The following is a 13,988-nucleotide window of genomic DNA, read 5'->3' as shown; positions in this document are numbered from 1 at the left end:
CAAGATGAGACTTCCCATCTTTTAGAGTAAGATCCCTCAGAGACGATGAGGTAGATAGGTTCGAGGTGGAAGCGTGGTGACACGTGCAGCTGACGAATACTAATCGATCGAGGACTTAACTATATTTAAAAATATGAATACTTGTCTGTCTTATCTAGTTTTGAAGGTACATCCTTTAAACAAAAGGTACATTATAAAAAAATATTAAAAAAACACTTGCTTTTCTTAATAAAAGTTAATATAATATACCTTGTCCTTGAAATTATGAATAAACAAACAAATGTCTGGTGACAATAGCGAAGAGGTCACACCTGTTCCCATGCCGAACACAGTAGTTAAGCTCTTCAGCGCCGATGGTAGTTGGGGCCTTGCCCCTGTGAGAGTAGGACGTCGCTAGGCAATGAAAAAAACCTTTGAATCTGCTTCAAAGGTTTTTTGTTTTATTTAAATATCGATAAACTAAAAAGTATAGTTTATCGATATTTAAATAATAGACTTACAAAAAGCAAAAGAAAAAGTTTATAATATACATTAAGGTTTAGGAAATAAAAAACCATTATTATATCTCATCTTTAACTGTTTTTTAAGGTATTTTCGTGGTATCTTAAGTATAACAAAAACAATACGCTTAGACTAAAGGAGATTAGAATGAAAAAAATAGCTTGGATAACAGATAGTACGTGCGGATTATCTCAAGAATTTATTAAACAACATAACATCCATGTATTACCAATGATAGTAAACATAAACGACATTTCTTATAGAGAAGATATTGATATTACAAAAGAAGAAGTTTATGAATTGCTGAAATTGCATGGTGAAGGTGCTAAAACTAGTCAACCTAATTTTGGTGAGTTTGTTACCTTATACGAAAAGTTAAAAACAGAATATGACTGTGGGATTGCTATCCATGCATCTAGTGCCTTAACAGGAACATATCAAAGTTCTATTAGCGCGAGTGAAATGGCTGGTTTCCCTGTAGAAGTGATCGATTCTAAAATAGGTTCATATGCTTTAGGAAAGATGATATCAAACGGAATTGAGCTTCAAGAACAGGGGAAATCATATGAAGAAATGGTTCAGATATTGAGAACCTATCCAAATCAAACAGAGATGTATTTATTACCTGAGAATTTGGAGCAATTAAAAAAGAGCGGTCGAGTTAGTACGACACAAGCAGTGTTTGCAAACTTGCTTTCAATAAATCTTATATTAACATTTGATGATGGTAAAGTTATTGTTCATGAAAAAATAAGAAGTAAAAAGAAGGCGGCTCGCAGAATTTTTCAAGTTGTTGAAAAAGCAATTTCCGAACACAAAGTCAAGGAAATCTGTATCTTACACGCAGGCGTGAAGGAAAAAGCGGAAAAATGGAAAAGCGAGTTAGAGCAAATGCATCAATCCATTCAATTTAAAGTGGAAACGCTAGTGCCAGTTGCTGGCGTGCATACTGGTTTTGGTACGATGTCTGTTGCTTGGTTGAAATCAAAATAAATAAATGAAAAAAGATCATCTGCTTAGATGTTCTTTTTTTATGTAAAAAAGGTGTTGAATGTAGAACATTTCAGGGTAAAGATAAGCATATATTTAAGTGTTTAAGATAAAGGAGGGGCTAGGCTTTTTATAGCCAGAAATTATGATTGGTATAGTCAGTTGGTTTGATCAAGAGTTTTTAACAATAAGTGCGCGAATGGTTATAGCATTATTATTATCGGGTTTAATAGGTTTTGAGCGAGAAGTGAATCAACATGCAGCAGGCTTTAGAACACATATATTGGTAGGTGTTAGCGCCTGTCTAATGATGCTCTTATCTATATATGGTTTCACAGAATATCTAGATGATTATGATGATACAGTACGGTTTGATCCAACTCGAATCCCTTCTTATGTTATTAGCGGAATTGGGTTCTTAGGTGCTGGAACAATTATTGTTAATGGAATGACGGTAAAGGGGTTAACAACAGCCGCGTCAATATGGGCAGTAGCAGGTCTAGGATTAGTTGTTGGTATTGGTATGTATAAAGAGGCAATACTTACGACGATAATAATTCTATTGAGTTTAATCTTTTTAAATAAAATTGAAAAGAAGCTTTCATGGAATAAATCATCTACTAACTTTCTAATTGTACTAGAAGGTACTAGTCAATTAAATGAACTGTTCATAGAACTTGAACAGTTTCGTAATCAAATACGTAAATTTGAGGTTGATCTTGGTAAGGAAGGCGATCGAGTAGTTTGGATTGAATTAGATGGAGGAAAGGAATTAGATAAGTTGGAACTTTATCAATCTCTGTTAAAAATGGATTTTGTGAAACAAATTAAATCTAGCTAATAAATGTTTTTTAAATTACGTGAATAATATTTGCATGAAAAAATAGGAATAGTATAATATAGATATAGTCAAAGTTAGTCAAAGTCAATTGAAGGAGGAGGCAAATGCGTAATATCTCTGATGTCATTGAAGCATATTTAAAACAAATAATACAAGGCAACCATCAAAAGATTATTGAAATAAAACGAAGTGAGATAGCAAATCAATTTGAGTGTGTTCCCTCTCAAATTAATTATGTCATAAATACACGTTTTACCGTTGAGCGAGGTTATCTCGTTGAAAGTAAACGTGGCGGTGGTGGGTATATACGTATTACTCGCATCACTAATGACGATAAAGCCAAATTAATTGATGATATTATTGAAATGATTCAACCGAAAGTAACACAACAGGCATCTATCGATATTTTAGAGCGAATGTTTGAAGAAGAATTAATTACAAAGCGTGAAGAAAAGATAATGATCAGTGCCTTAACCCGTGATACGCTTGCTTTTCAGCTCCCTATTCGAGATGAAATTAGAGCACGAATAATGACTGCTATGCTAACGACATTAAAATACGAATGATGAAATAATCGCAATAAATAATTATCGTCACACGTTTTACGGTAAATAATTGTTAAAGGGAGGATGTCTGATGGAATGTGAAGAATGCCATGAACGGCCTGCAACCTTGCATTTAACAAAAATAATAAATGGCGAAAAGAACGAAATCCATGTTTGTGAACGTTGTGCAAAAGATAAAGGTTATATCGATTATGATGAACCGGCATACTCTATACATGATTTATTAGCTGGGTTGTTTCATTATGAACCAACCGTTTCCAAAAGTCAGTCATTTAATAAACAGCAACAAGAGACATTGCAATGCTCCAAATGTGGAATGACCTATAGAGAATTTACTAAGATTGGAAAATTTGGCTGTGCATCGTGCTATGATGCATTTGAAGAATACCTAAATCCAATTTTTAGACGAGTTCACAGCGGGAACATCACTCATGATGGTAAGATTCCAAATCGTCAGGGAACATTTTTAAAAAAGAAGCAATTAGTGCAAGAGTATAAGGGGAAATTAAAGGATCTAATTGAAAATGAACAATTTGAAGAAGCTGCTGTTATGCGTGACAAAATTAAAGAGCTAGAAAATAATACGGCGAAGATAGATGAGGATGGTGATAAGTAATGTCTTTACAGCCATTCATAAATGAAGCGATTAGCCCTTGGATGAAAGAGGAAGGCCCAGATAATGATATTGTATTAAGCACAAGGATAAGGCTGGCAAGGAACTTTGAACAGTTTACTTTTCCTATTATAGCAAATGAAGATGAACTCACACCGATTGTAGATGTAATAAAAGAACACTATCATCATCAGTCATTTGCTGACTATCAAGATTTAGAATATATTTCGATGGAAGAGTTAAAGCCAATTCAAAAAAGAGTACTAGTTGAAAAGCATTTAATTAGCCCAAATTTAGCTGAGAAGTCGAAAAACAGTGGCGTATTAATTTCTGAAAATGAACAAGTTTCCGTGATGGTTAATGAGGAAGATCATATTCGGATGCAATTGTATTTTCCTGGTTTACAATTAGAAAAAGCATTAGAGAGTGCTTTTGCATTTGATGATTGGTTAGAGGAAAAAATAGATTACGCCTATGATGAACACAGAGGTTATCTGACAAGCTGCCCAACAAACGTTGGTACAGGCATGAGAGCATCTGTTATGATGCACCTTCCTGCATTAACTTTAACACAAAAGCTGAACAAGATGATTCCTGCGATTAATCAATTAGGATTAGTGGTAAGAGGAATATATGGTGAGGGTAGTGAGGCAATTGGTAATATATTTCAGATTTCCAACCAAGTAACGCTAGGTCGATCTGAGGCTGATATTATTGATAACTTACTAAGTGTTGTGAAGAAGTTAATTGAACAAGAGCAATTTGCAAGACAGTTGCTAGTTGAACAATCAGAATTAAGGTTAGAAAATCGTATTTTTCGGTCATATGGAACATTAAAATATAGCAGGATTATTGAGTCAAAAGAGGCTGCAACATGTCTATCTGATTTACGTTTAGGAATTGATGTTGGATATATTAATCATTTATCTAAGTCGATTTTAAATGAATTGATGATCTTAACTCAACCAGGATTTTTACAACATTATGCAAAAGAAACACTATCAGCAAATCAGAGAGATATTAGAAGAGCTTCTATAATAAGAGAACGTTTAAAATTAGAGAATGAATGAGTTAGGAGGAATTTCCGATGATGTTTGGTCGATTTACAGAAAGAGCTCAAAAAGTATTGGCATTGTCTCAAGAGGAAGCCGTTCGCTTAGGGCATAATAACATTGGAACAGAGCATATATTATTAGGATTAGTAAACGAAGGTGAAGGAATTGCAGCAAAAGCATTAACAAGCCTTGGCTTAGAAACAGAAAAGATTCAAAAAGAAGTTGAAAATTTAATTGGTAAAGGCCAGAAGGTTTCGCAAACGATTCATTATACGCCAAGAGCTAAAAAAGTTATTGAATTATCAATGGACGAAGCAAGAAAGTTAGGGCATTCTTATGTTGGAACAGAGCATATCTTGTTAGGTCTTATTCGCGAAGGAGAAGGTGTCGCAGCAAGAGTGTTAAATAACCTTGGTGTAAGTTTAAATAAAGCGCGTCAGCAAGTGTTACAACTCTTGGGCAGTAATGAGACAACAAGAAAAAGCCAGAATAGAAATAATCAAGCGACAACTGCTAATACGCCGACATTGGATTCATTGGCACGAGATTTGACAGCCATCGCTAAAGAGGGCAATGTTGATCCTGTTATTGGTCGTGAAAAAGAAATTGAGCGTGTGATTCAAGTGCTTAGCCGTCGCACGAAAAATAACCCAGTGTTAATTGGTGAGCCTGGTGTTGGTAAAACTGCTGTTGCAGAAGGTCTTGCGCAGCAAATTGTAAATAATGAGATTCCTGAGATGCTACGTGATAAACGTGTAATGACTTTAGATATGGGAACTGTTGTAGCAGGAACGAAATATCGTGGTGAATTTGAGGACCGTTTAAAGAAAGTGATGGAAGAAATTCGCCAAGCAGGAAATGTGATTCTATTTATTGATGAATTACACACATTAATCGGAGCTGGTGGTGCGGAGGGAGCAATTGATGCTTCCAATATCCTAAAGCCATCCCTAGCTCGAGGTGAACTGCAATGTATTGGTGCAACAACATTAGATGAGTATCGTAAATATATTGAAAAAGATGCAGCGTTGGAACGTCGCTTTCAACCAATTCAAGTTGATGAACCAACATTAGAAGAATCTATTTTAATTTTAAAAGGATTGCGCGACCGCTATGAAGCACACCATCGCGTAACCATTACTGATGAGGCAATCGATGCAGCTGCAAATCTATCTAACCGGTATATTACTGATCGTTTTCTTCCCGATAAAGCAATTGATTTAATTGATGAAGCTGCTTCGCGTGTGCGTTTACGTTCTTATACTGCTCCACCAAATCTGAAAGAATTAGAACAGAACTTGGAGGAAGTAAGAAAAGAAAAAGATGCTGCGGTTCAAAGTCAAGAGTTTGAAAAAGCGGCATCATTACGTGATAACGAACAACGTTTACGAGAAAAATTAGAAACAACGAAAGAAAAGTGGAAAGAAGAACAAGGGCAAGAAAGCTCAGAGGTTACCGTTGAGGATATTGCAACGATTGTTTCTACTTGGACAGGAGTTCCGGTTTCCGCTTTAACAAAGGATGAGAGTCAACGTCTATTAAACCTTGAATCAGTCCTACATGATCGAGTAATTGGCCAGGAAGAGGCAGTTGATGCAATATCTAAGGCTATTCGACGTGCAAGAGCAGGGTTGAAAGATCCGAAGCGTCCAATTGGATCGTTCATTTTCTTAGGTCCAACTGGTGTAGGTAAAACAGAATTAGCAAGAGCATTAGCTGAGTCCATGTTTGGTGATGAAGACGCAATGATTCGAATTGATATGTCTGAATATATGGAGAAGCACACTACTTCTCGATTAGTTGGTTCACCTCCAGGTTATGTTGGTTATGAAGAGGGTGGCCAATTGACAGAAAAGGTGCGAAGAAAACCTTATTCCGTTGTATTATTAGATGAAGTGGAAAAGGCACATCCTGAAGTGTTCAATATTTTATTACAGGTTTTAGAAGATGGTCGGTTAACTGATTCTAAAGGTAGACTGGTTGATTTTCGTAACACAGTACTAATAATGACTTCTAATGTCGGTGCTAGCGAATTACAGCAAAATAAATTCGTTGGTTTTACATTAGATGATGAAGTTGCTGATTACAAAGGAATGAAGTCAAAAGTTACAGAAGAAATGAAAAAGGCATTCCGTCCAGAATTCTTAAACCGAATAGATGAAATCATTGTTTTCCACTCACTAGAGAGAAAACATATGAAGGATATTGTGACACTTATGATAGAGCAATTACAAAAACGTTTAGTAGACCAGGAGATTGACTTTGAATTATCTGATGAAGCAATTGAAAAGATTGCAAATGAAGGCTTTGATCCGGAATATGGTGCAAGGCCATTAAGAAGATCGATCCAGAAGAATGTAGAAGATCTATTATCTGAAGCGCTATTAAGAGAAGAAATCAAAAAAGGTCAAAAAATTAATATTGGCCTAAATGATAAAGGTGAATTCTCAGTATTGAGCAAGTAATGGAATGAATTAAGGTGTAAATCATTCGGAAAAATCGGAAGGTGACCTCCTTCCGATTTTTCTATATTACAGTATAATAATAAAGTATTGCGTCTTTCATTCTTTTTACACAAATTATTAATCTATATGTAACGTACTAGTGTGTTTTTTCGTATATAATGAAGGGGTAGGAAAAGGTGGTTGAGTATGGCTAAAACAAAAACAAAGTTTGTTTGCCAAGAGTGTGGATATGAAACACCAAAATGGATGGGGAAATGTCCAAGTTGTAATAATTGGAATACGTTGGTAGAAGAGGTTGCTTCAAAGTCATCCTCCAAGCATACCGGCTTAGGGCAAGCTACTTCAACAAAACCAGAAAGTATTACAGCGGTAGAATCAAGAGATGAAGCGAGAGTTACTACTGAAATGCCTGAATTAAATCGTGTATTAGGTGGAGGAATCGTAGCTGGTTCTCTTGTTTTAATTGGTGGTGATCCTGGTATAGGGAAGTCAACACTTTTATTACAAGTGTCTGATCAGTTGGCAAGAAAAAATATTCGTGTCCTATATATATCTGGAGAAGAATCGACTAGACAGACCAAATTACGAGCAGACCGATTGGACATCACTTCTGATAATCTATTTGTGCTTTCAGAAACGAATTTGCATCTTATTGCTAATCAGGTTGATCAATTGAAACCGAGCTTTATTGTGATAGACTCTATTCAGACTATTTTCAAAGAGGAAGTAACAAGCGCTCCTGGAAGTGTGTCACAAGTCAGAGAATGTACAAGTGAATTAATGCGTATAGCTAAAACAAACCACATTCCAATCTTTATTGTTGGGCATGTAACAAAAGAGGGTGCTATTGCAGGTCCAAGATTACTTGAACATATGGTAGATGCTGTTTTATATTTCGAGGGCGAACGCCACCACACCTTTCGTATCTTACGTAGTGTGAAAAATCGTTTTGGTAGTACACATGAAATGGGTATTTTTGAAATGAAGGAAGAAGGCTTGCGGGAAGTGTTAAATCCTTCAGAGATTTTCCTGGAAGAACGGTCACAAGGTGCAGCAGGTTCCACTGTTGTTGCTTCGATGGAAGGTACCCGACCCGTTTTAGTTGAAATTCAATCATTAATTTCACCAACTAGCTTTGGTCAAGCCCGAAGAATGGCGACAGGAATTGATCACAATCGTGTACCACTATTAATGGCAGTACTAGAGAAGCGCGTGGGGTTATTAATGCAGAACCAAGATGCTTATGTGAAGGTCGCTGGCGGTGTGAAATTAGATGAACCAGCTATTGATTTAGCTGTTGCAGTCAGCATTGCCTCTAGTTTCAAAGATCAAGTCTCAAAACCAGATGATGTACTAATCGGTGAGGTTGGCTTAACTGGTGAAATACGACGTGTATCGAGGATTGATCAGCGTGTGCAAGAAGCGGCTAAATTAGGGTTTAAACGAGCTATTATACCAGCAAGAAACCTAGATGGATGGACGGCTCCCGACACCATAGAAGTTATTGGAGTAAACTCTGTACAAGAAGCGCTACAAGTAACATTAGACCATTAACTCGACAAAACGAATGAATATTCATCATGAATTGACTTTTCTTCTTTTGTGTGTTAGAATTTACTGTTTATAGTTTGACTTTATATGTAAGTTATGTTAAGTTATAAAAAACTTTTGGCATTAAATTGATTATTTTTATTATGAGTTGGAGATACTATGTGTTAGGAGGTGACTGTGGTGCTTAAAAAAGTTGTGCAATTATTTATTATTATTGCCGGTGGTACCGCTGGGTATTTATATATACCAGTTATTATTGAATTGATGAGTTTTACAAGAGACAGTTGGTTGAGTTCGGTGTATGTTGCGCCGTATGTAGGTTTGGTATTAGGAGCTATTATATTATATTTATTAACATTTTGGTTAGTTGATTATATTGTTCATTTTGTTAAATGGTTAGAAGATACATTGTTAAAGGCCCCGGTAACTGATTTGTTTTTTGGTAGTTTAGGTTTAATTATCGGTCTAGTCATAGCTTATATTATTAATCAACCAATTCAAGATATTCAAATTATTGTGGTATCACAAGTAGTTCCGCTATTCATTATGATTTTATTAGGCTATTTAGGATTTCAAGTTGGTTTTAAGCGAAGAGATGAATTTTTAAGTGTGTTGACGATTGCTAGGAAAGACAAGGAAAAAAAGGCTGATCGTACAGAGACAAATGAATTATCGAAATTCCCTAAATCAAAAATCTTAGATACTAGTGTTATTATTGATGGAAGAATTGCAGATATATGTCAAACGAGCTTCTTAGAAGGAACCGTGCTCATTCCTCAATTTGTATTGGAAGAGCTTCAACATATTGCTGACTCGTCTGATGCATTAAAACGTAACAGAGGTAGACGAGGTTTAGATGTACTTAACCGAATGCAGAAAGATTTACCTGTTAATGTGGAAATGTATGATGGTGATTTTGAAGATATCCAAGAAGTAGACAGTAAATTAGTTAAGTTAGCGAAAGTGATTGATGGGGTTGTTGTAACGAATGACTTTAACTTAAACAAAGTCTGTGAGTTTCAAAATGTTCCAGTGTTGAATATAAATGACTTAGCTAATGCTGTGAAGCCAGTAGTACTTCCTGGCGAAGAGTTAACTGTACAAGTGATCAAGGATGGTAAAGAACAGAATCAGGGTGTTGCCTATCTAGATGACGGTACAATGATTGTTGTGGAAGAAGGTAAGAATTACATCGGTAAGACAATCGAAGTATTAATTACAAGTGTGTTACAAACTTCTGCTGGTCGAATGATCTTTGCTAAACCGAAATTACTTGAAAAAGCATTGTAAAAAGCGTATAACAGATAAAGAAGAAGTGATAACATTGTTATCACTTCTTCTTATGGTAGGAATAAATCAAGTTGCGTATGGAGTTTGCTGAGTAAGAATAGTGAAAGATGCGCACAATAGTAAAAAAAATGATAGAATATAAAGAAAGAACGCATCGACAGAAAGGGGAACAAAAGATGACACAGAATGTACGTGTGCGCTATGCACCAAGTCCGACTGGGCATTTACATATTGGAAACGCTAGAACTGCTTTATTTAACTACTTATATGCAAAACATTTAGGTGGTAAATTTATTATTCGTACGGAAGATACAGATGAAAAACGTAACGTTGCCGGTGGAGAAGAAAGCCAGCTTCGTTATTTGAAATGGTTAGGATTGAACTGGGATGAAGGGGCTGACATTGGCGGAGACTATGGTCCTTATCGTCAAATGGAACGCTTAGACATATACAAGAAACATGTAGATGATTTATTAGAACGCGGATTGGCCTATAAATGTTACATGACAGAAGAGGAGCTTGATGCAGAGCGCGACCAACAACGCGCTAACAATCAACCTCCAAAATATTCTGGTGCACATCGTGATTTGACTGCCGAACAAATTGCGCAGTTTGAATCAGAAGGAAGACAAGCTAGTATTCGTTTTCGTGTACCTGAAGGAAATACCTATACCTTCAATGACATTGTAAGAGGAGATATTACCTTTGAATCAAGCGATTTTGGTGACTGGGTAATAGTTAAGAAAAACGGTATTCCTACTTATAACTTTGCGGTTGCAATTGATGACCATTTAATGCAGATTTCTCATGTGTTACGTGGTGAAGAACATATTTCTAATACACCTAAGCAAATGATGATTTATGATGCGTTTGGATGGGAGCCGCCTAAATATGGTCACATGACACTTATTCTTAATGAAGAGCGCAAGAAATTGAGTAAACGAGATGAACATATTTTGCAATTTATTGAACAGTATAAAAATCTTGGCTACTTACCGGAAGCGTTATTCAACTTTATTGCACTGTTGGGTTGGTCTCCGGTTGGTGAGGAAGAGATATTTACGCAGGAAAAATTAATTGAGATATTTGATTCGGAGCGTCTATCAACATCTGCAGCAATTTTTGACCCTAAAAAGCTTAAATGGATGAATAATCAATATATCAAAGCTGCCGATCTGGACAGTGTTATCGCCTTAACTTTACCGCATTTAATTGAAGCGGGTAAATTGCCAGAAGACATGGACTCATCTACGAAAGAGTGGGCACTTGAGCTAATTGCTTTATACAAAGATCAATTAAGTTATGGGCAGGAAATTGTTGAATTAACCTCACTCTTTTTCCAAAAAGAAATAACTTATACAGGCGAGGAAAAAGAAGTGCTGCAAGGAGAGCAAGTTCCTGAAGTTTTACGTGTATTTAAAGAAAAGCTGGAGGCGCTTGATCAATTAGATCCTGCTGCAATTAAAGCGGAAATAAAAGCGACACAAAAAGAAACAAAACAAAAAGGGAAAAATCTGTTTATGCCAATACGAGTAGCAACGACTGGTCAGGTTCACGGACCTGAACTTCCAAATGCTATCGATCTATTAGGTAAAGAAGTTGTTATTGCAAGGCTAACGCATGTGTTAGAGCAGTTTTAAAAAAATAAAAAAATCAAAAAACGATGAAGAGGAAAAGTATAAACAATCGAGACTTATTTAGAGAGAATCACCTTGGCTGAAAGTGATTTTAAGTGTCTGTTTAGAAAATGCACCTCAGAGTCTTTTGTTGAATAATAGTAGACAAAAGCGGCTTGCTAACCGTTATCATAGTGAAGAGTAGAGAGAATCAAACTGATTTTCTAAACAGAGTGGGACCGCGCTAAAGCGTCTCTGTGTTGTAGAACATAGAGGCGCTTTTATTTATGCAATCTGATTCGAGAAGATGCACTATATAACTAAGCGTCTCTTATAATTAAAGTGTATCAAGTCATAACTAGCGTCATTTGCATATACTGCATTGATAAAAAATAAAACGGACAACGAATATCATTTTTCGTCTTTAAGTGTGTTATAGGGGGTGTAATCATGCGGTTTTGGAAGCAATTAAAAGAAGATATGGATGTTGTTTTTGAACAGGATCCCGCCGCACGTACACGTGTAGAAGTTTTTCTGACTTATTCAGGGTTACATGCGATCTGGTCTCATCGAATTGCACATGCACTATATCGCAAGAAGTTTTTCTTTATCGCTAGGGCGATATCACAAATTACCCGTTTTTTAACTGGAATAGAGATTCATCCAGGTGCACAGATTGGTAGTCGTTTTTTCATTGACCACGGCATGGGTGTTGTAATTGGAGAAACGTGTGAAATAGGAGACAATGTAACTATTTTTCAAGGTGTAACACTAGGTGGGACGGGAAAAGAAAAAGGAAAGAGGCACCCGACGATTAAAGATAATGTGTTGATTGCAACCGGTGCTAAGGTGCTAGGATCTATCACTGTTGGGAAATGTGCAAAAATAGGTGCTGGATCTGTTGTATTAAAGGATGTTCCAGATTGTTCAACTGTAGTTGGCATTCCGGGAAGAGTAGTTGTACAAAATGGTGAGCGAACAGTTCAAGATTTTGAGCATCATAAGCTCCCAGATCCTGTATCAGAAGTAATAAAGGAATTTACGGAAGAGCTAGACCAATTAAGAAAGGAAATAAAAGAGCTAAAAGGAGTGAAACCAAATGACAATTCAACTATATAATACCCTAACTAGAAAAAAAGAAGTGTTTCAACCAATCGAGGAAGGGAAAGTTCGTATGTATGTTTGTGGACCAACCGTTTACAACTATATACACATCGGTAATACTAGACCTGCAATTGTGTTTGATACTGTACGTAGGTATTTAGAATATAGCGGATACCATGTAGATTACGTGCTCAATTTTACTGATGTTGACGATAAACTTATTAAAGTTGCGCATGAATTAGGAGAAGAAGTAGAAGAGGTTGCAGAACGTTTTATTCATGCTTATAAATCGGATGTGAAGGCGTTAGGAGTAAAAGAGGCAACCCATCATCCAAGAGTTACTGATTCAATGGATGAAATTATTAATTTTATTGATGCCTTAGTTGCTAAAGGATATGCTTATGAATCTGCAGGAGATGTATATTTCAAAACGCGTGCTTTTAATGATTATGGAAAGTTATCACACCAATCGATTGATGATTTGCGTTCAGGTGCTAGAATACAAATAGGAGAGAAAAAACAAGATCCGTTAGATTTTACGCTATGGAAAGAAGCGAAACCGGGAGAGATAGCATGGGATTCGCCTTGGGGTAAAGGAAGGCCAGGCTGGCATATTGAATGTTCAGCTATGGCAAAGCAGTATTTAGGAGAAACAATTGATATTCACGCTGGTGGTCAGGACCTTGCTTTTCCACATCACGAAAACGAGATAGCTCAGTCTGAAGCGTGTAATGATCAAAGCTTTGCAAACTATTGGATGCATAATGGTTATATAACCATTGATAATGAAAAAATGTCAAAGTCGCTTGGAAACTTTATTCTTGCTCATGACCTGATTGGAAAATTTGATCCGCAATTGATTCGCTTCTTTATCTTAAGCGTTCATTATCGTAACCCGATTAATTTCAATGAAGCTTTGTTAGAAAATGCGAAAAACGGCTTGGATCGTATTAAGAATGCTTATCAAAACTTAACGCATAGGAAAAAAGCAAGTCTTAACTTAACAGAAGACAATGAAAAATGGTTAAATAAAATTCAACAATTCAAACAAGAATTTTTAGCGGAAATGAATGATGATTTTAATACTGCTAACGCAATTGCAGTTATCTTTGATATTACAAAAGAAGCGAATTTATATATTCAACGCAAGCAAACTTCAACAGAAGTCATCGAAGCATTTCAAACTCTTTTAGCGAGCCTGTTGCAAATATTAGGGCTGCAAATAGAGGAAACACAAGAATTAGTTGATGGGGAGATCGATCGATTAATTGAACAGCGTGAGCAAGCCAGAAAAGATAGAGATTTTCAACTTGCCGATCAAATTCGTGACCAGTTAAAAGATAAAAATATTATTTTGGAAGATACACCGCAAGGGCCGAGATGGAAGCGAGGTTGA

Annotated in this window: 11 protein-coding genes, 2 rRNA genes and 1 other annotated feature; all 13 genes read left to right on the top strand. The window is 36.2% G+C overall.

Translation table 11 applies throughout. The features are described 5' to 3' along the window. Positions 1-123: ribosomal RNA gene (locus tag HP569_RS10965) — 23S ribosomal RNA — on the top strand; the annotation flags it as partial. Between the two features lie 160 nt (positions 124-283). Further along, positions 284-399, top strand: a 5S ribosomal RNA gene (gene rrf, locus HP569_RS10960). Between the two features lie 249 nt (positions 400-648). Beyond that, positions 649-1,494, top strand: a complete 846-nt coding sequence (locus tag HP569_RS10955) for a DegV family protein (protein ID WP_182201216.1) — start codon at positions 649-651, stop codon at positions 1,492-1,494. Between the two features lie 142 nt (positions 1,495-1,636). Beyond that, positions 1,637-2,332 carry an MgtC/SapB family protein gene (locus HP569_RS10950; protein ID WP_182201215.1) on the top strand — a complete coding sequence of 232 codons (696 nt, stop codon included), beginning with the start codon at positions 1,637-1,639 and terminating at the stop codon, positions 2,330-2,332. A gap of 104 nt (positions 2,333-2,436) precedes the next feature. After that, positions 2,437-2,898: a CtsR family transcriptional regulator gene (locus HP569_RS10945; RefSeq protein WP_182201214.1), complete on the top strand. Its 462-nt coding sequence runs from the start codon at positions 2,437-2,439 to the stop codon at positions 2,896-2,898. 70 nt (positions 2,899-2,968) lie between these two features. Then, on the top strand, positions 2,969-3,514 hold the full coding sequence (mcsA, locus tag HP569_RS10940) for a protein-arginine kinase activator protein McsA (RefSeq protein ID WP_182201213.1): 546 nt from the start codon (positions 2,969-2,971) through the stop codon (positions 3,512-3,514). Continuing rightward, positions 3,514-4,581 carry a protein-arginine kinase McsB gene (mcsB, locus tag HP569_RS10935; protein WP_182201212.1) on the top strand — a complete coding sequence of 356 codons (1,068 nt, stop codon included), beginning with the start codon at positions 3,514-3,516 and terminating at the stop codon, positions 4,579-4,581. The genes mcsA and mcsB overlap by 1 nt, the downstream gene beginning before the upstream one ends. 17 nt (positions 4,582-4,598) lie before the next feature. After that, the gene (gene clpC, locus HP569_RS10930; protein ID WP_220464465.1) at positions 4,599-7,031 is read left to right on the top strand and encodes an ATP-dependent protease ATP-binding subunit ClpC; all 2,433 of its coding nucleotides are present in this window, start codon (positions 4,599-4,601) and stop codon (positions 7,029-7,031) included. A 186-nt stretch (positions 7,032-7,217) separates the two neighbouring features. Further along, positions 7,218-8,585, top strand: a complete 1,368-nt coding sequence (radA, locus tag HP569_RS10925) for a DNA repair protein RadA (protein ID WP_182201211.1) — start codon at positions 7,218-7,220, stop codon at positions 8,583-8,585. A 177-nt stretch (positions 8,586-8,762) separates the two neighbouring features. Beyond that, positions 8,763-9,872, top strand: a complete 1,110-nt coding sequence (locus tag HP569_RS10920) for a PIN/TRAM domain-containing protein (protein WP_182201210.1) — start codon at positions 8,763-8,765, stop codon at positions 9,870-9,872. A 176-nt stretch (positions 9,873-10,048) separates the two neighbouring features. After that, positions 10,049-11,512, top strand: coding sequence for a glutamate--tRNA ligase (gltX, locus tag HP569_RS10915; RefSeq protein WP_220464466.1), 1,464 nt, complete (start codon positions 10,049-10,051; stop codon positions 11,510-11,512). A gap of 14 nt (positions 11,513-11,526) precedes the next feature. Continuing rightward, positions 11,527-11,748: a binding site (T-box leader), on the top strand. A gap of 190 nt (positions 11,749-11,938) precedes the next feature. Further along, positions 11,939-12,607, top strand: coding sequence for a serine O-acetyltransferase (gene cysE, locus HP569_RS10910; RefSeq protein WP_182201209.1), 669 nt, complete (start codon positions 11,939-11,941; stop codon positions 12,605-12,607). Beyond that, positions 12,588-13,988 carry a cysteine--tRNA ligase gene (cysS, locus tag HP569_RS10905; RefSeq protein WP_182201208.1) on the top strand — a complete coding sequence of 467 codons (1,401 nt, stop codon included), beginning with the start codon at positions 12,588-12,590 and terminating at the stop codon, positions 13,986-13,988. The genes cysE and cysS overlap by 20 nt, the downstream gene beginning before the upstream one ends.

Origin of the sequence: Paraliobacillus salinarum, assembly GCF_014083865.1 — a bacterium.
Taxonomy (GTDB): domain Bacteria; phylum Bacillota; class Bacilli; order Bacillales; family Amphibacillaceae; genus Paraliobacillus; species Paraliobacillus salinarum.
This window is presented reverse-complemented; position numbering and strand designations above follow the sequence as displayed.